Source organism: uncultured Aureimonas sp., assembly GCF_913775355.1.
In the GTDB taxonomy this organism is placed as follows: Bacteria; Pseudomonadota; Alphaproteobacteria; order Rhizobiales; family Rhizobiaceae; genus Aureimonas.
The window spans coordinates 20,103-42,591 of the sequence record NZ_CAJYIU010000107.1 but is presented as its reverse complement, the minus strand read 5'-3'; the positions used below and the strand labels follow the sequence as shown (position 1 = coordinate 42,591).

Annotated in this window: 17 protein-coding genes and 1 pseudogene; 12 read left to right on the top strand and 6 right to left on the bottom strand. The window is 62.2% G+C overall.

Translation table 11 applies throughout. From position 1 onward, the window contains the following. Positions 1-3 precede the first annotated feature (3 nt). From QZ753_RS07685 to QZ753_RS07645, 9 genes are all read left to right on the top strand, one after another. A complete protein-coding gene (locus QZ753_RS07685) occupies positions 4-249 on the top strand; it encodes a hypothetical protein (RefSeq protein WP_294642477.1) in 246 nt (81 codons plus the stop codon). A gap of 146 nt (positions 250-395) precedes the next feature. Beyond that, positions 396-1,766, top strand: a complete 1,371-nt coding sequence (locus QZ753_RS07680) for an amidohydrolase family protein (RefSeq protein ID WP_294642475.1) — start codon at positions 396-398, stop codon at positions 1,764-1,766. Between the two features lie 177 nt (positions 1,767-1,943). After that, entirely contained in the window at positions 1,944-2,621 is a 678-nt protein-coding gene (locus QZ753_RS07675; RefSeq protein ID WP_294642473.1) for an arylesterase, read from the top strand. 897 nt (positions 2,622-3,518) lie between these two features. Next, positions 3,519-4,379: a hypothetical protein gene (locus QZ753_RS07670; RefSeq protein ID WP_294642471.1), complete on the top strand. Its 861-nt coding sequence runs from the start codon at positions 3,519-3,521 to the stop codon at positions 4,377-4,379. Between the two features lie 275 nt (positions 4,380-4,654). Continuing rightward, complete coding sequence (locus QZ753_RS07665; protein WP_294642469.1) at positions 4,655-6,577, top strand: TIR domain-containing protein; 1,923 nt, start codon at positions 4,655-4,657, stop codon at positions 6,575-6,577. Then, entirely contained in the window at positions 6,574-8,130 is a 1,557-nt protein-coding gene (locus tag QZ753_RS07660) for a hypothetical protein (RefSeq protein WP_294642467.1), read from the top strand. Before QZ753_RS07665 ends, QZ753_RS07660 begins: the two co-directional genes overlap by 4 nt. Before the next feature lie 765 nt (positions 8,131-8,895). Then, the gene (locus tag QZ753_RS07655; protein WP_294642465.1) at positions 8,896-9,966 is read left to right on the top strand and encodes an AAA family ATPase; all 1,071 of its coding nucleotides are present in this window, start codon (positions 8,896-8,898) and stop codon (positions 9,964-9,966) included. 28 nt (positions 9,967-9,994) lie between these two features. Continuing rightward, positions 9,995-12,514, top strand: coding sequence for a S8 family peptidase (locus tag QZ753_RS07650; RefSeq protein ID WP_294642463.1), 2,520 nt, complete (start codon positions 9,995-9,997; stop codon positions 12,512-12,514). Continuing rightward, positions 12,511-13,470 carry a hypothetical protein gene (locus QZ753_RS07645; protein WP_294642461.1) on the top strand — a complete coding sequence of 320 codons (960 nt, stop codon included), beginning with the start codon at positions 12,511-12,513 and terminating at the stop codon, positions 13,468-13,470. Before QZ753_RS07650 ends, QZ753_RS07645 begins: the two co-directional genes overlap by 4 nt. A gap of 449 nt (positions 13,471-13,919) precedes the next feature. On the opposite strand, the pseudogene QZ753_RS07640 reads toward QZ753_RS07645, so the two are convergent. The 3 genes and pseudogenes from QZ753_RS07640 to QZ753_RS07630 form a co-directional block, all read right to left on the bottom strand. Then, a pseudogene (locus QZ753_RS07640) lies at positions 13,920-15,494 on the bottom strand (IS66 family transposase). A gap of 54 nt (positions 15,495-15,548) precedes the next feature. Continuing rightward, positions 15,549-15,905, bottom strand: a complete 357-nt coding sequence (tnpB, locus tag QZ753_RS07635) for an IS66 family insertion sequence element accessory protein TnpB (RefSeq protein WP_294642460.1) — start codon at positions 15,903-15,905, stop codon at positions 15,549-15,551. Then, positions 15,902-16,366: a transposase gene (locus QZ753_RS07630; RefSeq protein ID WP_294642458.1), complete on the bottom strand. Its 465-nt coding sequence runs from the start codon at positions 16,364-16,366 to the stop codon at positions 15,902-15,904. Before QZ753_RS07630 ends, tnpB begins: the two co-directional genes overlap by 4 nt. Positions 16,367-16,848: 482 nt before the next feature. Here QZ753_RS07630 and QZ753_RS07625 point away from each other — a divergent pair, with 482 nt between their 5' ends. The 3 genes from QZ753_RS07625 to QZ753_RS07615 are packed head-to-tail and all read left to right on the top strand — an operon-like array spanning position 16,849 to position 18,995. Further along, positions 16,849-17,712 carry a hypothetical protein gene (locus QZ753_RS07625; protein ID WP_294642456.1) on the top strand — a complete coding sequence of 288 codons (864 nt, stop codon included), beginning with the start codon at positions 16,849-16,851 and terminating at the stop codon, positions 17,710-17,712. A 22-nt stretch (positions 17,713-17,734) separates the two neighbouring features. Further along, on the top strand, positions 17,735-18,646 hold the full coding sequence (locus tag QZ753_RS07620) for a hypothetical protein (protein ID WP_294642454.1): 912 nt from the start codon (positions 17,735-17,737) through the stop codon (positions 18,644-18,646). Between the two features lie 31 nt (positions 18,647-18,677). After that, complete coding sequence (locus QZ753_RS07615) at positions 18,678-18,995, top strand: hypothetical protein (RefSeq protein ID WP_294642452.1); 318 nt, start codon at positions 18,678-18,680, stop codon at positions 18,993-18,995. 94 nt (positions 18,996-19,089) lie between these two features. Here the strand turns inward: QZ753_RS07615 and QZ753_RS07610 are convergent, their stop codons facing one another. From QZ753_RS07610 to QZ753_RS07600, 3 genes are read right to left on the bottom strand one after another with little or no spacing between them, the layout of a single operon-like run. Further along, positions 19,090-19,980: a plasmid partitioning protein RepB C-terminal domain-containing protein gene (locus QZ753_RS07610; protein WP_294642450.1), complete on the bottom strand. Its 891-nt coding sequence runs from the start codon at positions 19,978-19,980 to the stop codon at positions 19,090-19,092. After that, positions 19,977-20,867, bottom strand: coding sequence for a plasmid partitioning protein RepB C-terminal domain-containing protein (locus QZ753_RS07605; protein WP_294642449.1), 891 nt, complete (start codon positions 20,865-20,867; stop codon positions 19,977-19,979). The genes QZ753_RS07610 and QZ753_RS07605 overlap by 4 nt, the downstream gene beginning before the upstream one ends. Continuing rightward, on the bottom strand, positions 20,867-22,426 hold the full coding sequence (locus QZ753_RS07600) for a recombinase family protein (RefSeq protein WP_294642448.1): 1,560 nt from the start codon (positions 22,424-22,426) through the stop codon (positions 20,867-20,869). Before QZ753_RS07600 ends, QZ753_RS07605 begins: the two co-directional genes overlap by 1 nt. Between the last annotated feature and the right edge of the window lie 63 nt (positions 22,427-22,489).

Here is a 22,489-nt window from a genome sequence, read left to right as displayed (position 1 = left end):
CCCGTGCCCGAAAAGACGCTGTTCATCGTCCAGCAGTACGAACGCAGCGGCAAACGGCTGGTCGCCGGCCGCATGATGGAGTTCAAGACGGCGGCGGAAGCGCAGGGCCGCGCCGAGCGCGACGCCGCCCGCACCGCCGGTGTCGTGGCGCTCCAGCAGACGATCGACACGGACACTGGTGAGGTTGTCGAGAATCCCGTCGTCCTTGCTCGCTACGGCGAACTGCCTGCAGAGTTCGATCAGGGATGATCGGGTGATCTGTAAGGACGGCAGCAGTGACGTTGATCGTATTCCCATTTGACGGATGCCTACGCACGATGCCGTGACGCACGGTCGTCGCGGCTCGATGCATGCTCCAGTTTCAGATGCGGCTTCTCACTGCCCTCGGAGACACGATGCGTCGAGCGATCGCCTGCGTGGCCTATGCCTGGGTTGTGGCTGTCGGCGCCATGCCGTCCGCCGCGCAGGAGCGCGAGGCGGTCGTCCTCAGCGGCGGCTATGTCCTGTCGTTCGATCCCGCCGTCGGGGATCTCCGGCAGGGCGACATCCTGGTGCGGGGCGGCGTGATCGCCGAGATCGCGCCGCGGATCGAAGCGCCTGGCGCGACGCGGGTCGACCTTGCCGGCAAGCTCGTCCTGCCCGGTCTCATCGACACCCATACTCATCTTTGGACCAGTTCCATGAAGGGCCGGTTCCAGAACACGCCGCAGAGCGCCTATTTCGCCGTCAAGGCGCATCTCGGGCGGCATTTCACGCCCGAGGACGTAAGGATCGCCACCTATTACGGCGCCGTCGAAACGCTCGCCTCGGGCGTGACCACGACAGTCGACTTATTCCACAACAACCGGGGCGCCGAGTTCTTCGAGGCGAGCCGGCAGGCCCTCGTCGACAGCGGCCTGCGCGCCCGGCTCCTGTTCGGCGCCCATGACGACACGCCGCCGGACGAGACAGCCGATCTCGAACGCTTGGGAACGTTGGCCGCCGAATGGCGCGACAGCCGTGTGACGCTGGGTTTCGGCTGGCGCGGGACGGGCACCGGTTCGGAGCAGCTTCTGGCGACCGGCCGGACGGAACTGGCAGCGGTGCGAACGCTGGGGCTTCCCATCGCCGTGCATGCGTCGGGCGAAACCGTCGCGCCGCTGGCGGCCAGCGGTCTCCTCGGGCCGGACGTCCAGATCATCCATGCGACCGGCGCCTCGCCGGAAGAACTCCGCATCTTCGCCGAGGCCGGCGCTTCGCTCGCCCTCACCCCCGTCACCGAGCAGCGCGTCGGCTACGGCGTGATCGCGCTCCGTGACTTGGAGCCGATGGAGCGCATCGGGCTGGGCATCGACGGACCGGGCCTTGCGGGCGCTGCCGACCTCTTCGCCAACATCCGCCTTCTCGCCCTGAACGAGGCAGGCGCCAGCGGCGAGGAAGGCGCCGTGTCGCCCCGCCGCATCCTCGAACTCGCCACGCGGGACGCGGCACGCGCGATCGGTATGGACGACGAGATCGGCTCGCTCGCCCCGGGCAAACGGGCCGACATCATTGCCATCGATCTCCAGGCCCTCGGCATGGCGCCTCTACCGGACGGCGACCCGGCCGCACTGGTGGTCTATTCCGCGCAGCCGGCCGACGTCGACCTGGTCATGGTCGACGGCGAGATCCGCAACCGCGACGGGCAGCTTCTGGGCGTCGACGTCCCGCGTATCCTCGGCGACGTGGAGCGCTCGATCCGCGGCGTCGCCGACCGGGCGGGCGGATGGCCGGCAGTACGCGACTGAGCCACCGGCGCGCCGAAGCTGCCTGTCGGAACGCAGCAGGCCCTTGCCGGATCGACGATGGCGTCGTGCGCGTTACCGGGCCGGTCCGCTTGAAAGCGACCAGTCCGACGCTTCCTCGCACCTTCCGGCCGCCCACCGCGACGGCCGGTTGTCTGTTCTCCATCTCCAGGATGTCCCATGCCTGACGGAATTCTCCTGCGGGCCGCCGCCTTGGCCCTGTCCCTCTTCGCCGCCGTCACAACGACCGGCAGTGACGCGTCGGCCCAATCCGCATCGAAGTCGCTTCGAATCGTCGCCTTCGGCGACAGCCTCGTCGCCGGTTACGGCCTGCGACCTGCCGAAGCGTTCCCGGCGCAGTTGCAGGCCACGTTGCGGGCCAAAGGCTACGATGTCACGGTGACCAACGCGGGGGTCTCAGGCGACACCTCCGCTATGGGCCTGGCGCGGGTCAGGCGGGCGGTGCCGGCAGGCACGGATCTCACCATCGTCGAGTTCGGCGCGAACGACATCTTTCGCGGCGTGTCGCCGAGCACCACGGAGCGCAACCTCGACGCCATCCTTTCCCATGTCGGCACGGTGTCGAAGGCCACGGTCCTTGCCGGCATGGTCGCTCCTCCTAACCTCGGCAACGATGCGGCACGGGCGCACGCGCCGATCTACAGGAGGTCGGCGGATCGCCATTCGGCTGCCCTCTATCCGTTCTTCCTGAAGGGCGTCGCCGGCCAGAGAAGCCTGAACCTTGGCGATGGCATCCATCCGAATGCGGCCGGCGTGAAGCGCATCGTCGACCGTATCCTACCGACCGTGGTGTCTGAACTTCGCAGGCTGGAGGACCAACGCTCGGCCGCCGATTGACGGGATCGGCAGGCGTTCCCAACCAGTCGGAACATGTGGCGACCGATGATGCCGTGCGTGCATCTCAGACAGATTGTGGCTATGGCACCGATCGGCGGTATTGCGCGCCCCCGGCACATCCGGCGATGGTGCCGGCTATGACTTCAGACTTCACGTTCTCCGATCTCCGCCGCTACTCGGTGCCGCAGCTCACCTCGGCTTCTTGATGGGGCGGCTTCCGCCTACGAAGCCAGAGCGGCAGGCCGACCTGTACCTGGACTAGGAAGATTCGACATTTCGGAGCGCCTGGCGTGCCGGGTTCAAGGGCAGCGTTGTTCGATGTCGAGCAAGGTGGCGAAGGGCGAACTAACGATGCGACGCACAAGGCCCCAGATCATCGAGCCGGCGACAGAGCGCTGACGCCACGCATACCGCCGTCTTTAAGTTCGGACGCTGAAGTCTGCGGACGTCATAGATGCGCTGCCCGACCTCTTCATCCTGCGCGGCGTGCCCGGCCGCATCCGTTCCGGCAACGGTCGCGGGCTTGTCGGCGTCTCTGCATCCAACTCGGCAACGCATCCCGCCGGCAGCATGTGGGCAAAGGTCGGAAAGACTACGAACAGGAAGCCGGCGCGCAAGAAGCCGTCGTCGTCTCCAACCCAGAAGTCGGCTCTTTCCTCCCGGAGACGACCGGCGTCCGCGCTAAAAAGTAACGTGTCGTCGTCGTTCAGCATCACCGAGGAGGGTGTCTGCGTGCGCACCAGCGATACAGGGTGGGAGCCGAGCCGCTTTCCGGCGGGAGCAGGCGAATGGACATCCTTCGTCCTGGCCAATATTGGATGATGATGTTGGCCGCTGACATTTTGGCGACCGAGCCGTTAACAGCAGCGATGCCAGCACAGGATTCTCTTCCGGATGTTGCCCTGCGTCGTCATCATCGTGATCTGGCTCGCGGTCGCAGTGGCAACGATTGTCGATCGCATGCCACCGCAGTGCGGACCACTTTTCGAACCCCCTTGCCTGTCCGAAGCTTGGCAGAAGATAGGGGACATCGCGACGCTAGCCTGGGTGGACGACTGGGAGGCCCTGGTCGGGTCGTTCGTGGCATTGCTCGCCGCCCTTCTCGGCGCCTCCGCCATCCGTCGTCAGATGCGCCAGACCGAACGCATCGCTTGGGAGCAACGCCAGCAGGTCGACCAGCACGTCGAGGAGGCGCGAAGGCGGAAGCTGCGCGGCCTCCGTGCAGGCCTGCCACTGGCCCTGTCCTCGGCGTCGGCACACCTGACGCGGATCGCCTCGGACCTGCGGGCACTGCACGGCAGGCTTCGCGATCCCGCGGCGGACAAGGACGTCCCGTTCGTCTTCGCGCCGCTGCCGCAGGATATCGTGCCGCCCCTGCAGTCCATCGTGGAGCTTGAGGACGACGACGTAGCGAGAGACAGCCTGATCTCCCTCGCCTCGGAACTCCAGGTGCTCCACGCGAACCTACGCAGCCTTTTCGACGTTCACAGCAGTCATCGGACCCATCCGACACCACTTGACGTCGAGGTCGTCTGCGCACGTGTCGCTATAGTGTCCGGAATGGTGGACATCCTCTACAACTATGCACGCGGCACGAACGAGTTCGGAGGCGATCTCCCTTCCGCGATCTGGAACGCGGCCGGCCGGCTTCGCTTCGGGAGCGACCCGAACATGCAATATGTCCGCGATCTCCTGACGGCGCACTACGGCGCCGACCCATCGAAGGCGGAAAGCATCGTCCCGGGCCTTACCCTTTAAGGCGAGTATCAACCTCATCGCTCTGCAAGCAATTCCGGGCCGGATCCTCAGGCGAACTTGGACGAGGAAATCCGGGACGCAACAAGAGGCGTTCCGCTTCGGACCATGACCGACCTCAACCCATGACTCCGCTCGAAGCATGCGGAACGTGGGAGCCACATTTCGTCGCATCGCCACCGGACGCCGGATCCTCTTCCTGTTGGCAAGGCAGTTCCGTGACGCATTCGTCTCCCGGGATCCTTGACCGCTTTCGGAAGGCATCTCAACCTGGACGAATGGCTTATGATTTCTCGAGTTTATCTCCTACTGATTTCGAGGATTTGGCACGCGACCTCGTCGGTCGCGAGATCGGCAAGCGGTTTGAGGTCTTCCCCGAAGGACCGGATGAAGGGATGGACGGGCGACACGCCCTTGCCGAGGGCGATGTTGTCCTGCAGGCGAAGCACTATCACCGGTCGGGCCTTTCGGCGCTGAAGTCCAAGATGAAGGGCGAGCGCAAGGCCATCGATGCCATGGGATGCTCACGCTACATCCTCGCCACGTCGGTGTCTCTCACGCCAGGGAACAAGGCGGCGCTAGCGGAAATCATCGGACCTGCGCTGCATGGACCGGGTGACATATTCGGTCCAGGCGATCTCAATGCGCTGCTTCGCAAGCATCCGGACATCGAGAAGGCTCACCAGAAGCTATGGGCCCAAAGCACCGCGATCCTCAAGTCGGTGATTAGGGAGGCAATTGAGGAAGCCGACGGAACACCGGTACCCGCAGTTCTCGCAGAGCTTCTGCCACGTCCGCAGAGAGCCGCATCTGGCCCAAGTTTCGCGCCCGTGGAACGCGACATGATCTTTCTGATAAAAGCCACGCCGCTCGACGACGAGTTCACGCTCTGGCTAGGTCCCAAGCTCGAGGCGGAAGGATACCGCGTCTTCTCTGACATACTCACGCTTCAGCCTGGCGACAGGTTGCGACGGCAGGTGAACCAGGCCCTTCAGCATCGTGCGGCGAAGGTCCTGCTTGTCTGTCGAGAGGCGACCCTCGCCGACCGGCACGTGCAGGACGATCTCGACATCGCCCTGGAAGTGGCGACGGAGCTCGGTGATCCGCGCTTCGTCATTCCGCTCCGTCTCGAGCAGGTCAGGAAGGTCAAAGGCCTCGGCGACACGATGCCCGTCGATTTCGTCCGTGGCTGGGGAGAAGGCGTCGCCAGCCTCGTCGATGCCCTTCGGCGACAAAAGGTGCCGCGATCCGCCGGTCCGACCGCTATCCATCCGAACTGGGAAGCCTTCCGGCGACGCGGTGCGATCCCACTCGTCGAGGAGGCCGAGCGGCTGACGTCGAACTGGCTGCGCGTCTCGGAGGCGCCCGACGTCATCCGATACTACGAAGGCGTCGGCGCGATCGAAGGCCGAATGCTGGATCGGGCGATCGAACAGTTCCCATATCCATGTGCCCTCCAGCGCAGCGGCTTCATCACCTTCGCGGATCAGGACGAGATCGACGTCGCGTTCGCATCGGCTGGCCGGTTCCGGCTGAAGCACGAGATCCCCCTGCTGGAATTCGTCGATGGTGGCTTTCCAAAGCTCGGCATCCAGCGACAGGTTGCCTCGAACCTTATCGTCGCGATGATCAAGCAGGCGTGGTCCGCGTTCGGCAAGGAAAAAGGCTTCCTCGAATATCGCTATTCGCACGCAGTCGGCTTCCACGCGTCGGCCGACCAAGTCCGCACCGGTCAACGCGTTCCATGGGGTAGACAGGGGGATCATCGGTCATCAATGCTGCGCAACGTGGCCAAGGGCCACATCTGGCAGTTCGGCGTTACCGCGATGCCTTTCTTGAGGCCTTTCTGGCATCTCAGGCTCAAGGCGCGGGTTTTGTTTTCCGTCGACAACGGCACGCCCAGCGGGCTCGACATCGACGATCCCAAGAAGCTGCATCGGCTGCGTCGCAGCATCTGCAAGGGATGGCGCAACAAGCAGTGGCACGGACGCATGCTTGCCTTCATTGAACTAATGTCCGGTGAGGGTGCAAGCCTGCGCCTTCGTCTCGCGAGGGATGCAGAACTGGTGATCGAGGCAGCGCCGATGCTGTTCACCTCGCCGGTAAGCACGGCACTTCCCGACCTTCTCGATGCTGAGCAGGAGGAAACCGACGACAGCACCCTTGGCCGACCCGACGGCGACGACGGAGTCGAAGAATGAAGTTTCCCGAGAGATCGCTCCAGGTCGAGCACTTCGACGAGCCGCTGCTGGAATTCGCATACGCACAGCGCAGCCCCCACCCAAAGGATGGCCTGTTCCTGTATGGCCCGCATGCGAAGGCGAAGCGGACGCACGAGATCCGCGTCGGCGTCGTCGGCACGGACGAAGGCATCGCGCACTTCCGCACATGGTCGCGCGATCTACAGTCTTCCATCCCGGTTCCGCCGCCGGGAAAGGGCGAGAAGGTCGATCGCCTGCACCTGGCGAACTTCCCCGGCCTCGATGAAGCCTTCGGGATATCGTTCGATCCAGACGAGTTCAGCGCGCTTTCGATCCAGGCGAAGGACATTGAGCGCGCCACGCGCATCTTCAACCTGAACGAAGCGGTCGACACGGTCGCTCGCCTATACATCGATCGCGTGGAGAAGCATCGGCGCAACGACGAGCGGTCGGTCGACGTGTGGGTCCTGGTCCTGCCGGACATCGTCTACGAACGCTGCCGGCCGCAGTCCAAGCGTTCCGGACTTCCCATGGAGCAAGGTGAGTTCAGGAAGCGACAGAAGATGAAGGAAGACCTGCCGCTGCTATCTGCGATGGGCGCCATAGATCAGTCGGGCGAGGCGATCTTCGAGGACGTTCCGGACTTCCATCGCAGGATCAAAGCCGAGTTCCTGAGGATCGCGCCGACCCAGCTGGTGCGTGAGACGACACTCGCGCCCGGCGCCTTCCTCAATAAGGCCAACTATCCCATCCGCAAGACCCAGGATGCGGCGACGGTCGCCTGGAACCTCGCGACCGGCCTCTACTACAAGACGCAGCCGAAACCGCCGTGGCGGCTGGCGGACGTGCGGCCCGGCGTGTGCTACATCGGCATGGTCTACAAGAGCCTGCCGAACGATCCCGACGGACACGCCTGTTGCGCTGCACAGATGTTTCTCGACGAGGGCGACGGCGTCGTGTTCCGCGGCGCCAATGGACCTTGGAAAACGGGCGAGCATGAGTATCATCTAAAGGCTCCGGCCGCGCGGAACCTGCTCGAGCTCGTCCTGAAGACGTATGGCGAACAGCATGGTTCACCACCGAAAGAACTGTTCATTCACGGACAGACATACTTCAACGACGAGGAGTGGGAAGCTTTCGCCGCCGCAGCGCCAAAGGAGACAAACGTCGTCGGGGTAAGGATCCGTCCGACCGGTGGTGAGACCAAGCTCTTCAGGGACGGCGACTATCCCGTCCTGCGCGGCACGGCTTTACTTCTTGATGACAGGTCGGCCTATCTCTGGACAACGGGCTACGTGCCGCAGCTGGACACCTACATCGGGCCTGAAACGCCCAATCCGCTCCACATCACCGTAATGCGGTCTAAGAACGCAAGGCCAAAGATCGCCACCGTACTGCGGGATATAATGGGACTGACGAAGATCAATTACAATTCGTGTAATTTTAACGACGGGCTACCGGTAACAGTCCGCTTCGCCCGGATGGTCGGCGACGTTCTGACGATGGGATCGGCCAAGGGCGAGGAACGCCAGCCGTTCAAGTTCTACGTCTGAATTCGGACGGAGGTCCGGAGGCTGAGAGCGCCTGCGGGTCGATCGTCTTCTCGTTCCGCATAGCTGGGAGGGCCACCTTCGCCTTGAAGGTCAACGGGTGGTCCGCCGCAGTCGTTTAGGAATGGTCTCTCTTGTCGTGACCCTCATGCTACCTTTGAGTTGAAACTGCATATATTTAACCGGTCGAGTTTCCGAGCCTGTTCTCATCAAGATGCCGGACCATCTGTCGAGCGTTCTTGATTCCCGCAAGAGCGAGCCGTCTTCCGGGACGAAGGGCGTCTGCGCCCGCAAGCCGCTATGCTGGAATGGCATCGGGACGTGAGCCGCGACAGCCTCGAGCTATCAGGGCGGGATTTGAGCCCTTCAACATAGATTCCAAGATGCCGCATGCGGATACGGTACCTCGGATGTAGCTTGCGTTGTACGGTTTGTACGTATTATGAACGGGGATGCCCAAATCACCCGAACACCTTGAGCTGTTGATGGTAGCAAGAGCGATTGGGGGAGCCGAACTCGCTCGAAGAACAGGGCTTCATCGTTCCACGGTTTACACGTTTCTCCAGTCCGGGCGGGCGACTGAGCGTATCGCATGTCGGTTGCGGGCGGGCATCCAGAAACCTAGAAACGATACCCTCGCGTCGAAAGACGAACAAAACGTACAGATAAACGAGAGCGACGTTGCCGGTTTCTTAAAAGTCCTGCATCATCTTGCCGACATGGTGCGGCGCGATGCAGATGCAGTGACAGCCCCGAGAAGGCGATCCGATGAGTCGTAGCGATCTGGTCCTCAAGTTGGCGAAAGCTGGCGTCGAGAACGACAGAGGCCTCCTGCAGCGAACGCTGGAGGCCCTGGCCGAGGATGCGCGCTCGAAACAGCAGCACACGCTGGCACGTCGATACGCGAGCGTCTTCGATCCGTCCAAGGGTCCTCGACCATCGGCCGATGTCGGATCTCTGACTTTCCTTCCAGAGAACGTCCGCGACCTTCTTATCGAACGTCCCGCCGTGAGGCAGCTGGACGACCTACTCCTCGACCCTTCGACCAGGAATGATATCGCGGACTTTCTCCAGGAACAGCGGGAGACAGATCTCCTGCGATCTCATTCGCTTGAACCCCGACGATCGCTGCTGCTGACCGGGCCACCGGGAACGGGTAAGACGAGCCTGGCGGAGATCGTATCTGCAGAGGTTGGCGTGCCGTTCCTGACCGTACGATACGAAGCTCTCGTGGGCAGCTATCTCGGCGAAACGGCGGGCAGACTGCGACACGTGTTCGAATACTGTGCCTCGTTGCCCTGCGTCCTATTCTTCGACGAATTCGACGCCATCGGAAAAGAGCGAGCCGATTCACATGAGAGCGGGGAGATGCGACGCATCGTGTCGTCACTCCTGGTCCAGATGGATGCCTTGCCGTCGTCCACGATCGTTATCGCAGCGACCAATCATTCCGAGATGCTCGACAGGGCGGTCTGGCGTCGTTTCGACCTGACCTTGGATCTTCCATTGCCCGATCGGAAGCAGATCGAGCGATGGATTGGCAAGATGTTGCGGAAGGTGGGAGTAGACCATTCCTTCGATATCAGCTTGGTTGCCGAAGGCCTGGAAGGTATCAGCTTCGCGGAAGTCGAAAAAATGTTGGCCGATATCCGACGGAGAGTTGTGCTGACGAAGGATCGGTCCGACATTATACCTATCGTGGAACGAGTCGTGCACCGCTGGCTGGATCGCACCTCAGACAGTCGAGGTGCGATCTCAGATGGCGAAGGATCCTCAGAGCTTCCCGATCATACGCCTCGTAAGAAGGAAGGGCGTCGCCGAAAGGATACCGGGCAGTAGAGTCACGCCGGCTCCAGGCTTTTCACGATTGACTCAGATTCAGAGGCTGGATGGGCCATTCGGAAAAATCCGCCAGAAACTTAACGCCGCCACCGCCTCCCCCGGCATCTCTGATGATCCATCCGAAATCGGGCCGGACCGTGCTATCGTTCTGAAGGTTCTCGGGCCTCTTGCAGATTTCGCAAAATCTGCGGCCGAGGTGGGTTTCGAATACTTGGGCGAAAGTTTGGACGATCTCGATGAGGACGAGACACCAGTAGTCGACCCGGGGTCCAGACAGCCATCCAGTGAAGGTCATCTCTACGTATCGATGCCAAACGAGGCGTCCCTTCGTAAACTTTTGAAGCTGTGGGACGCGTTCAAGAGTTCACCGAACGCTCCCAAGGAAGGTGCTGGAGGTTGGTGGCAGCTTTTCCCGCTGATCGCGTCGTTGCGGACGTGGGATGCCCGGGACAGGATCGAGGCGCCTACGGTCGACTACATCGAGCGACGACTCCGAGAAGCCCCCGATCAGCCTGTCGTTCTCGAGATCGACCTATGGTTTCGAGAGGGAAGACAGGTCCGAAACAGTCGGCGCGAGTCGTTCTTCGAGAGCCTATCCGAGGACGATGCGCAGATCCTCGACGAAGCCGTCATCGAAGCCATCCAGTACCACGGTGTCCTGGTATCCTTATCGCCAGCTACGGCTCGCACCTTGGTCGAACGGCAAGGATCTCTCGCATCAGCGGAAGAGGTCATGTCGATCCGACCTCAGTCGCTTGCTTCCTTCGATCGCGAAGATGACGACGACGCCGCGATACCCATGACACGCCGTCTTGGTGAAGCGGACGAGCGCTCCCCTCTCATCGGGATCCTGGACGGCTTTCCAGTCGCCAACCACGATTACCTGCGAGGTCGTGTAGACGTACATACCGTCGACATCCTCGGAGAAGACGTTCCGCTCCATGGTCGCGTTCACGGCACACAGATGGCCTCGCTCATCCTGCATGGAGATCTTCAGGACCATACCCAGCGAACGCTTCCGAGACGCGTCGCATGCATTCCGGTCCTGAAGCTCGACAAGCTCGGCCGCGAGACCACTCCCCCCGATCGTCTCGCGATCAAGATCGTAGAGCGTGCCGTCAAGGCGATGCTGGTCGGACTTGACGACGGAGAGCCGGCAGCTCCTAGTCTCATCGTATTCAATCATAGCCTTGGCGACGAGAATCGCCAGTTTACGAGGCTTCCATCAGCGTGGGCTCGCCTACTCGATCAGCTGATGTTCGATCATAACGTGTTGTTCGTGACGAGTGCAGGAAACATTCGCTCCGAATTTGAAATAGACGGCTATCCGAGCCCTCAGGCATTCCAGAGAGGCGATAAAGCCAAACGTTCGTCCGATCTCATCGGAGCACTACATCGATCGCGTGAAAGGCGTCGGATCATATCGCCTGCCGAGGCGATCAACGGCCTGACGATCGGCGCCCTCCATTTCGATCATGCGAGCACTTCTTTCCCTCACGATCCCTTCGAGTTGGCGGGTGCTGCCAGTGTCTACTCTTCAATCGGTCCCGGTCTTGGAGGCAGCGTCAAACCAGATTTTGTTGTGCCGGGCGGAAGGCAACTGGTTGCATCCCGGAAGGATGGAAGCAAGCTTCTGGCAAGAGGTCTTTCAAATCCACAGCTGGGGCATCTGACTGCCGTACCCGATGGCACGGGCCTGTTGAGCGACGCTCGACGGAGGTGCAGCGGAACGAGCAATTCAGCCGCATTGACGACGCGCATGCTCGGATGGCTCGCAGAGTCGCTGGACGATGCGATCGAGCATGAGCCCGATGATGAGACCGAATGGTTCGATAAACCTACCCGGGCTGCGGTCCTCAAGGCTCTCGTCGCCCACGGTGCCCGCTGGGGCGAAGCCGGAAGCGTTCTCGAGAGTCTGCGTGACCCATTCGGGACGAACTGGCAAAAGAGGCGAGGGAATGCAGCCGGAGTAATCGGATATGGCGAGTGCTCCGTCGAGCGGGTAATCGACGGATCTCGACGTAGGGTAACGATGCTGGCCGAGGGGCTCATCCGAAACGATGATCGCCACGAGTACGACATACCTTTGCCTGAGGGGTTGCACGGCATCAAAGAGGTGAGAGAGATCGACTTGACGCTGGCATGGATGACGCCCTTGCGTCCTCGGGCCGCCAATCACAGAGCGGTCAAGCTCATGCTGACCGGTGCCACGAAGTCCGAAACCTCATTCTGGTCCGGCGTAGAGAGCGGCCAGGTCGTCCAGCCACCGCCGAAGATGAGCGCAAAAGGGACTCTCCGGCGTGTTCGGCTGAAAGGCGGCAGCATTCAGTCCATCGCGGCGGAAGAGACCATGCGGGTCGGCGTTCAGGCGATGGCTAAATCAGGGTTCGAGGAAACAGAAGTTCCGTACGCTCTGGTTGCGACGATCGAAGTTGGTGAACTCGTTACGCAGAACATCTACGAGCAGGTAAACGAAGCGTTGCGTGAACAGGCGCGTGAACGCGGCAGAAGCAGGACGCCTGTGCGCAGGAGAGTGAGACCATGACCTCGAGAACCAAAGTTCAGGAGCTGGATCTGGACGAGGAATTCGAGCCTTTCCCACCGGGGTCCAGCTTGGGAGAACAGGCTCCTGAGGTCGTCGTCGCCTTCCTGCGAGAAATCGGAAACCATGAAGCGGCTGACAACATTGCTGCGGCAGGCGGCACAGGTCAAGGCTTCCTCGGCTTCGGAAACTCACCGTACACGGCGACCGGTGTGGCCTACGGTCTCATAGACGACGATCGAAGTGGCTCAGTAAGCCGCGTTTTGACCGGCAATCGAATTGCCGCCGATCCGAGCCTTGCAGGCACCCGAATCAAGGTCACCTTGGACCACTTCTATGCAGCTGAATATCCTGGTCGCGGGAAGCAGAGCATACTTTGCGAGTTTCAAGGAAAGAACCAAATTGCGGGCTCTTCTGAGCCTATACATTTCGCTGCCACACTTACAGTGCAAAATCAGGACAGCGCAGGCATCACTGGTCTCCCCTTATTCCTTGGACTTACTGTAGGTAAGAACGGTATACAGCTTTCCGGAAGGACGGTTTACGTCGGATCTACATCAGACGACGCTCTTATGGGTATATTTGATAGTGAAATTTATAAGAAAGGATTATCGTTGCTCAGCACCGCCCAGCCGGCTCTTGCGCCCTTGGCACTTACGGCTGGGGGTGTAATCAAATTTTTGATCAACGGGCCCAAGAACCAAGAAGTTCATCAATTCAAGATGGGCTTTGACTTCACCGGAAGTAAAACATCGCCACGGTTGCGTCTTGGATCTTACATCGTCGCACAAGGTGGTGATCAGTCGACGATTCCTCTTTCCAGTTGCGTCTGGGATAATGAGCGCTCGAGGTTGTACAATCAAAGAACTGGAAAGGAAGTTACCGAGTTCAATTACATGGTTTTCGGGATTTCATCGTTTGATGAAGAAATATTTGGAGAAAACCGACTCGGTAGCTAAGTTCGGTCCTCCATGCCCGTGGCGTACATAACGTCCCATGCATTGTAAAACGGTGTTGGAACGGGGCCCCAGATCTGCGTGTAAAAGTCGATCCACCGCATTTTGGCGACAATCAGGATATTTCTGAGACCTAGGTTTAGCAAAGGTCCACCTTTTCCTGCCCATATATCCGGCGGTCGACGAGGGTCAAACGGTTGATATGTCCTTCCGTTTGATCGCTCGACCAGACCGTCTGTAACTGCAGCGCGCATAGCGTTAAGAACTTAGCGATGTCGCAGGCGAACAAGGCGGCCAAGTCGCGCTAAGCGTCGTAAAATTAGGGATCAAAAGCGGCTTCGGCCTCGCACTGAACGATGAACTCGAAGTGGTCGAGCAAGGTTCGTGCCTCCCCGAAAGCATGCGCCACCTCGTCGGTTCCTGCGATGGTCGAAGGCTTGGGTATCATCAGATCATCGCGCTTCAGCCTCATCAGACAGTAAGCGTCGTCCTCCGGCCACGGCGGCGAGGTTGGCTTCGGCGGCGTTGAACCGCCAAGGCATTAGATCGTCGATGTCGCGGTTGGGATGACCGTTCACGATATGGGTGATGACGGCGCTGAGGTAGGCCTGCGGATCGACGCTGTTGAGCTTGCAGGTCTCGACGAGCGAGGCGATGACGGCCCAGTGCTGGGCAACCGCGTCGGACCCGGCGAAGAGCGCGTTCTTGCGCGTCAAGGCGAGCGGACGGATCGTGCGCTCGACGGTGTTGCTGTCGATCTCGACGCGGCCGTCGTCCAGGAAGCGGGACAGGCCTTCTAAGCGTGAGAGCACGTAGCGGATCGCCTCGGCGAGCGTGGTCTTCCGGCTGATCAGCGTGAGCTTCTCGCGCAGCAGGGCTTCGAGTGCGTCGAGAAGCGGACGGGTGCGGCACTGACGCGCGAGGCGGCGCGCCTCGGCGGACCGTCCGCGGATCGCGGACTCGATCCTGTAGAGCGCGGCGATGCGTTCCAGAGCCTCGGACGCGATCGGCGCGGGACCGGCGGCGGCGAGTTCAAAGAACCTGCGGCGCACGTGCGCCCAGCAGAAGGCGAGCCTGACATCCCCCTACTCGGCGAGCGCCCGGTAGCCGGCATAACCATCGACCTGCAGCGTGCCGGTGAAGCCCTGCAGATGGTCGAGCGGACGCTCGGCCTTGCGATCGGGAGCGTAGATAAAGACCACGGCGGGCGGATCGGCTCCCTGCCAGGGGCGATCGTCGCGGGCATAGGGGAAGAACTGGCCGGTCTTGGTGCGACCGCGGCCAGGATCGAGCACCGGCGCGGTGGTCTCATCGGCGAAGGGCTTGGAAGAGGCCTTTAGATGACCGAGCAGCCGTTCATGGACGGGACGCAGGAGGAAGGCGGCGCGCCCGACCCAGTCGGCAAGCGTCGAGCGATCGAGATGGACACCCTGCCGGGCGTAGATCTGCGCTTGGCGGTAGAGCGGCAGGTGGTCGGCGAACTTGGAAACGAGCACCTGCGCGACGGTGGCCTCGGTCGGCAGACCGCCCTCGATCAACCGCGTCGGCGCCGGGGCCTGGACCACGACGCCCTCACACGCCCGACAACCGTAGCGCGGACGCCGCGTCACCAGCACCCGGAACTGGGCGGGCACGATGTCGAGCCGCTCGGCGACGTCCTCGCCGATCAAGTGCAAGGGATGCCGGCAGCAGGGGCAGGCCTTGTGCTCGATGTCGACGACGGTCTCGATCCGAGGCAGGTGGGCGGGCAGCGAGCCGCGGTTGGCGCGGCGCTTGGTGATACGCTCGACCTTTGCCGCCGGAGCGTTTCTTTCCTCGGCAGCCTCGTCGGCCGCGACGCCCTGTTCGACGTCTTCCAGCCCAAGCAAAAGCTGGTCCTCAGGCAGCGTCTCGGCGCGGCGACCGAAGCGATGGCGCTGCAGCTCCTTGATGATCTGCTCGAGCCGCTCGGCGCGCATCCGTTCGGCGATCAGCATCGCCTTGAGCGTGCCGGGATCGTCGGGAAGCGTGTCGGCCGCCAGGGTCATGGGCCAGTGAATCACCTCTCAATCCCAGCGGCAACAGGCTTTACCGCCCCTTCGTCAGCCCGGCAAAGCCGGCACGCGGGTCTCACGCACGGCATGGACGCGACGCCAGTCGAGACCCTCTAGTAGCGCCGAGAGCTGAGCTGCCGTCAGGTGCAGCACGGCGTCCTGCACCTTCGGCCAGCGGAACTCACCGTCCTCCAGACGTTTGGCCCCGAGCACGACTCCCGTGCCGTCCCAGAACACCAGCTTGATACGGTCAGCCCGCTTGGCACGGAACACGTAGACCGCACTGGAGAAGGGATCGGCCCCCATCGTCTCGCGCACCAGTGCCGCCAGCCCTTCGGCGCCTTTGCGGAAGTCTACCGGTTTCGTCGCCACCATCACCCGGACCACGCCCGACGGGCCGATCACGATGAACCCTTCAGCGCCTGTATCACCGCCGTGATCGTGCGTGGGTCGGTGCCCTTGGGGATCCGCACTGAGACGCAGTCGATCTCCAGTTCGATCGTCGGGCCCGCCTTGCCCGAACAGCGCGGGCGGCGCTTGCGCTGCGGATCCTTACCTTCCACGCTCTGCGCCGCGACCAACACCGGCACAAAGTGCTGCTCCGTCACCGACGACGGCGAGGTCAAAAGCGGCAATGATCCATCGGCATCGTTCATCGGTCCGCGAAGCTGGCGGCGCCAGGTGAAGAGCTGGGAATGGCCAAGGCCATGGCGACGAGCTACCGCGCTCACGCTCTCCAGGCCCGAGTAGCTCTCGGCAACGATCGCAGCCTTCGCCTCGTCGCTCCATTCGCGCCGACGCCCCCCCGTGAACACCTCGAACCGACGAACCGGCTCCGTGCCAGCATCAGCACATGACATCGACATGGCTCCAAGCCCTCCTTCAAAGCGAAGGGCTCAAACTCGACACCTAAACGGCCGTCAGCAAGGTGCGGTCAGGACGACGCTTACATCAGACATGCAACAATCCTGATACCATCTGGACTGCGGAGAGGTATGATCGGCAGTTACCCTCCGTAAACCGTGCTCCGATTAGCGCCTGCAGCGGACTGGTTTGCGCAAGGGTGATCGCGTAGCCTTCGTCCGGGCTGTACGCGCAGCCTGGGGCGTGGAAACCCCGGATTACGTTGGTTTGGCCGCCGACCAGAACGGCGCCGTATCCTTGATCTTTGGGTCGGGGAGCCATGGACGCATGTCCAGGTTCTCACGAACTAAAGGTCCATGGGACCGTACGTAGTCCGGTTTTCCAACTCCCCGATCAGGGTCGAGGCAGCATATCGCGGGGGCGCACCGCGGAAGCTTCCCACGAGAGTTGGACAATGCGGCGGATACCAGCAGCATTTCTCACAGTGACCATACTGGCCTTGATGCCGAGCGTCTCGTTCGCGGCTCAGGGTCTCCTGACCTGTGGCCGATGCATCGGCACGACTCTGACGGCTTCGTCCGGCATCGGCACGGCGAAAGCACGTATCCGGTCGGAGGTCAGGGAAGCGGACGTCGCAGAATACTGCGAACGCGAGGTCGGCGATCCGACACGGCTGCTGGCCTGCCTGGCCGACACGCGGAAGACGGATTTGGGGACCGCCCTCACCGCCTCGGCCGACTGCACGGCCGGCCGCATCAGGAATGTCGACGATGCGGACTATCGCATCGTCGGAATCTGGGGACGCGAAGATCCGACCGGCGTCGCGATCGGCACACCGAAGTTCTCACGTGCCGACGGGAGCATCGTTTCGACCGACCACGCGAGCGGAGGTCGTGAACTCGCGACGAACTGGCTCCTTCTTTGCGGTGACAAGGTGCCAGCCGCAACGAAGGGCGCCGTAAAGGTCAGCGCAGCGGCCGGCGACGTTCTCGGCGAGCCGTTCATGCACAACGGCAGCATGATGACCATCGACGTCCACTCCGGAACCATTGCCTACGCCGAACCCAAATCGGCCATCCGTCGCTCCGTTCCCAAGGGCGCGATCCTCTTTCGGGGTGACATGAGCAACCCAAGGCGCGTCCACGGCACCGCCTTCACGTTCAGGTACGGCTGTGAGCCGGCGGCATACGACGTCACGGGCGCGTTCGCGGACGGCTACGCATCGACGTTGACCCTGCGCGGCAGAGCCCCTGTCCGTGCCGAGTCCGGCTGCGCGATCACCGGATACTCCACTTCTTCGCCGAACAGCCGCCTCATCTTCAAGTACGAGACCCCTCCCGAGCTCTGAGCTCGAAACCTCCGAGAGAAACATGAAGAACCATCTGTCGAGTGCCGCGTTCGCCGCGGCGCTGCTGCTCCCTTGCGTCTACGCTGCGGCGGCCGAACTTCCCTTCTCTGCTCCTGCGGCAGCGGCGTCTGAGGTGTTCGACGGGACCGTGCCAGCCATCGCCGGCTTGTCGCTCGGAACCTCGTACGAGGACGTGGAAAGGACGTTCGCTGCGGCCGTCGGCGACGAGTTCCAACTGAAGCGCGGGAACCGCGAACTGCAGTTCGGAAATTCGAGAGACGGAACCGTCGAGTTCTCCTTTCCCGACACGCTTCAGCTGGCGGGAAAGGCGGACGGCGCCGGGCCGATCCGGGAAGAGCGCACGGCGACCTTCTCCTCGCCGTTGACCGGATCACAGCTGCTCACCCTGGAGCGCAGCATCGTTGGCCGAGGCGGCGAAGAACTATCGATCCCTGCGATCCAGGAAGCCATCGTCGCGGCCCTCGGACAGCCGACCGGCCGCTACGACGAGACGACGCCGAAGTGGTCCTACGTCTGGCTAGACGGGCGGTTGATCGCAGGAGCCGATGTTCCGCACCTGAAGGCGACGGTATCGGCGACAATGGAAGCGACCGGCGTTCGGCCGAGCGAACTCGGAGACCTCGAACGCCGCGTGGATGCGTGCAGCACTCTTGCAGGCTATGTCTCGAACGACCCGTTGATCGACACCGTGAATGCCCTCGCGTCCGGCGAGAAGGTACCGAGGGACTGCACGGCCCTTGCAACGGTCGTCTTTTACCCGGGCAGTCAGGATGACCTGTCGAGCCGGATCGTCGTCGAGCTGGCCTACACCGGCGCTGTCGTCCAGGACGCGGAAGCCGTCGGAACGCACATGCGCGAAGCCCTGACGTCGGGAGCCGGCCGCAAGGGCGGCGTGCGCCTCGACACCTTCTGATCCCCTTTCAAGCATCGACAGTACTATAAAGATGAACAAGCGCTTCGCGTTCGGAATGATGATGGCTCCCCTGCTTCTGGCCGGCTGTTCGGGAGAGCCGTCCGAATCTGAGATACGGACATCGGTATCGGCCTTCATGGTCGAGCTCGGAAAGGTCATCGCGAAGCGTGCGCCGCAGCCGCTCGTCGCGACCGACGTAGCGAAGCATGGGTGCACGCTTCAACAAGGAGCAACCTATGTCTGCGACATCACCGTCACGGCGTCTGGCGGCTACATGCCCGCACCGCAGACCAGAACGGCGCCGATGCGGTTCACGAAGGTCGATGGCGGTTGGGTCGCGAGCGAGTAGTCCGGCAAAGCAAGTATGCCGATCGCGATCGAACTGGAGGAAGAGCCAACACGATCGCATATGCCGCCCTCTGGGTCTGCCTGTAGTCGCGGCTTCAGGCAGCCTTCTGGAGGTCCGCGATCTTCTGGAACTCGCCGAGGATGTCCGGGAAGTGCCGGGCCAGGTATCCGACGACCCTGGCGTTCGTCAGCAGATGGGCGACGTATGCCACGGCGAGGACGAGGTCGAGATGGTCTGATCCGTAGTCCTGCTCGATGGTCTTGAACTCGCGGTCGAGCGCCGCGGACTCCCGCTCCATCATGCCGATCTCGATCTCCCCGAGGCCCTTCGTCGGCTTGCGCCGATCGACGAGCTGCGCTGCAGGTGTCGCCGCGACGAGAGAGGCCGCGTAGCTGATGGTGAAGCGGTTCATCGCAATCATCAGTTCGACGGCTTCGATCTGTCTGACCGATTTCAGCTTCCGGAGATGTCCGATCGTGTTGACCGGCACATGCCTGTCCTTCAGCATCTCGACCACCTCGGGACAGATGCCCTTCAGGAGATTTCTCTTCTGCCTGATGCTGGAGACGTCCACGTTCAGTGCACGAGCCAGCCGGTCTTCCGGCACCCCTTTCTCGATCGCCTTCAGGATCATCAGGTGTTCCTGGATGACTGCGATGCGGTTGACGCGCTTGTTGTAGGTGTACGCCTCGTCGTCCTTCGCGATCAGGCAGACCGTATGCGTCACGCCCTTGCGTTTCAGGATATCGATCCGCAAATGCCCGTCCAGCAGCAGGAACTTGTCGTGGTTCTTCTTGTCGCGGACGACGACAGGGGGCTCGATGATGCCGACCTCCTCGATCGAGGCTGCGATCTGCGCATACTTCGCGGACTTGACGACATCCGCCGAGACCATCCGCAGAGGGAGTATGTCGGTGAGGTCCATCCGCAGGCTGGTATCCTCGAACGCCACCCTCACCGGGCCGACCTGTCTCCGGGCGTTCATCTCGTCGATCCGCCTCTGGCGAGCCTGTTCGCGAGCGGCTCCGGCATCGTGTCGAGCTTCTCCTCGGCCAGAAGCACCAGAAAGGTCCGATCGGACGAGATGCGTCTTACCGCTTCTACGACGAAGGTCAGCCTGTTCTTCGCCGTTTCCGCCCGGCGGATCAGCAGCCTCTTTCTCGCGCTCTCCTTCTCATAGGCCCTCACGAGCATGGCCGAGGACACGGGAACGTCGCCGGACTTCTTCTGCGTCTTCAGCCCCTTCCCCTTCTGGCGCCGAATTTCGACCAGCTTCTTGACGTCCTGGAATTTTCGACCGCGTAACAGGTTCTGGTCGTAGATCTCCTGCAGGGCCGCCTGCTCGCCGGCATCGTCCGTATCGGCGATCTGGAGCGCGACGCTGAAAGGAATCTGCCCGGCTTCGACCGCTCGCAGCAGCCGCTCCTCCCCGTTCTCGATGAGGCGGACGACGGCGTAGACGTACTCGGCGGACAGCCCGGTCTTGCGGGCGATCTCGGGCACGTTGTAACCGCGCTCCTTCATGCCGGCGACGTCCTGGAGGAGATCGATCGACCGGTGGTTGCGTCGGGCACAGTTCTCGACGAGGCTCGCGATGAAGCAGTCCTCCTCCGAGGCGTTCACGACGAGCGCAGGAACCTCCTTCTGCCCGAGCGCACGGAACGCCTCCAGGCGACCTTGCCCACAGACCAGATCGTAGAACGGTCCGTCCGCCTCCATCCGCCGGGAAACCGTGACGGGTCTCTTGAGACCGAGCTCGGCGATGTTGTCGACAATTTCGTCGAAGATGCGTCTGTTGCGCGACCTGGGGTTGACGACGACGATGCGGTCGAGATCGATCATCTCGACGCGTTGGGCAGGTACGGCCGTCATCAGGCCACCTCCTGGATCGAAGTGCGAGCGGTCATGGCGAAGAAGCGGTCGAGCGTGTCGAACCGGTAGGCGTCCAGCGACAGGCCGTTGTACTCGCAGAGGTGGAGAACGGCTTCATGCATGTCGAGCCGGGGCAGCAGGTAGAAGTCCATCGGCTTTCGGTTGGGCGGATCCATGCGCACCACGACGGTAAGATCCGGCGACAGGGAGGCGTCGAGCCTGACCTTCCACCGGAGGGAGCCGGCGGACGTGGTGCAGCACCTGACGAGGGCCAACGAGACGGTGAACTCGTCGTTGATCGTCAGGAGATCTGTGGATGGATCCCTGTCCACCTTGCCGCCAACGGTCGCGACGCCCCGCAGCACCTGTTCGAAGACGTCGGGATGCATCCGACGAATGGCCTTGTTAATCTCGAGGTACCGGTAGTCCCGGTCGGGGACGAAGCCGACCAGTGCGTAGGCACGCAGAAGCGACCCGAACCTCTGGCCGTAGCATCCGCTCGACGGGCAGCCTTCGGTCTCATCGATGATGAGACCGGACAGCTGACCGTGACGTTCGAACGCGGCGGCCAGCAGCTGCAGCATCGTCGCGTCGGACAACCGTTCCGAACGGGCTCGGATGATCGCCTGCGCAGCCTGGAAGGCTGCCGGATCCACGATGGCTTCGAAAGACCCGTCGGACCGGATCCACGCGCTCGACGGCACCTTCGACCGCGACTTCTTGAGCTTGAAGGACGTGCGGCCCCACACGTTGTGGCCGATGTACTTCTCGTTGATCAGGATCTGGTGGATGGTCCCCCGCGTCCAGGCACGTCCGCCTTCGTTCGCAATGCCGCGACGGTTGAACTCGATCGCAATCTCGGTTTCCGACATCCGGTTGGAAACGAACAGGGCATACAGTTCCTTCACCACGGCGACCTCGTCGGCGGGTCCGGGTACGAGGACGACGCGATCCGTCGCAATGCTTTTCTGCTGCCCCGAGCGCAACTCGCCCTTGGACGCACCGGTTTCGTCCACCAGCATGCGGCGCAGACCGAAGCCGGCCGCGCCGCCTTGCCGGAAGCCCTGCCGTATCAGGTTCGCCTGTCCGGCAAAGACCTTGACCGAGAGTTCCCGGACATACTCCCCCGCCATGACCCGCTTCACGGTCTTGACGATCGACGATCCGATGCTGCCGTCGTTCTCGAACTGCTCGGCGCAGTAGTGCACCGCGACACCGGCGCGCCGGCAACGTAGTTCGATCTCCGCTGCCTCGTCGGGATCCTGGAAGCGACCCCACCGGCTGACATCGTAGACCAGGACTGCCGTGAAGTCGGATTTGCGGTTTTCGACGTCGTCGAGGAGGCGGCGGAGCGCGGTCCGTCCTTTCAGGTCGAGGCCGCTTTTGCCTTCGTCCGCATAGGTCCTGACGATCTCGTATCCGCGGGCTTCGGCATAGTTTCGGATCGACGCGGACTGGTTGTCGGTCGAGTAGCGCTGGTGCTCGGTGGACATCCGCACGTATTGAGCGGCTCTAATGAGCGTCCCATCCGGTTCTGCCTGGTTCCAGTCGATCACCATCGTCCGCAAGGGCTCCCCGGACTCGGCCATGGAGAATGCAGCGTAATTTAAAAGGAGACGGAC

Excerpts from the sequence above, each read along its gene's own strand:
- QZ753_RS07680 (WP_294642475.1), top strand. The coding sequence starts at position 396 with ATGCGTCGAGCGATCGCCTGCGTGGCCTATGCCTGGGTTGTGGCTGTC.
- QZ753_RS07675 (WP_294642473.1), top strand. The coding sequence starts at position 1,944 with ATGCCTGACGGAATTCTCCTGCGGGCCGCCGCCTTGGCCCTGTCCCTC.
- QZ753_RS07665 (WP_294642469.1), top strand. The coding sequence starts at position 4,655 with ATGGCTTATGATTTCTCGAGTTTATCTCCTACTGATTTCGAGGATTTG.
- QZ753_RS07660 (WP_294642467.1), top strand. The coding sequence starts at position 6,574 with ATGAAGTTTCCCGAGAGATCGCTCCAGGTCGAGCACTTCGACGAGCCG.
- QZ753_RS07655 (WP_294642465.1), top strand. The coding sequence starts at position 8,896 with ATGAGTCGTAGCGATCTGGTCCTCAAGTTGGCGAAAGCTGGCGTCGAG.
- QZ753_RS07645 (WP_294642461.1), top strand. The coding sequence starts at position 12,511 with ATGACCTCGAGAACCAAAGTTCAGGAGCTGGATCTGGACGAGGAATTC.
- QZ753_RS07630 (WP_294642458.1), bottom strand. The coding sequence starts at position 16,366 with ATGTCGATGTCATGTGCTGATGCTGGCACGGAGCCGGTTCGTCGGTTC.
- QZ753_RS07620 (WP_294642454.1), top strand. The coding sequence starts at position 17,735 with ATGAAGAACCATCTGTCGAGTGCCGCGTTCGCCGCGGCGCTGCTGCTC.
- QZ753_RS07615 (WP_294642452.1), top strand. The coding sequence starts at position 18,678 with ATGAACAAGCGCTTCGCGTTCGGAATGATGATGGCTCCCCTGCTTCTG.
- QZ753_RS07610 (WP_294642450.1), bottom strand. The coding sequence starts at position 19,980 with ATGAACGCCCGGAGACAGGTCGGCCCGGTGAGGGTGGCGTTCGAGGAT.
- QZ753_RS07605 (WP_294642449.1), bottom strand. The coding sequence starts at position 20,867 with ATGACGGCCGTACCTGCCCAACGCGTCGAGATGATCGATCTCGACCGC.
- QZ753_RS07600 (WP_294642448.1), bottom strand. The coding sequence starts at position 22,426 with ATGGTGATCGACTGGAACCAGGCAGAACCGGATGGGACGCTCATTAGA.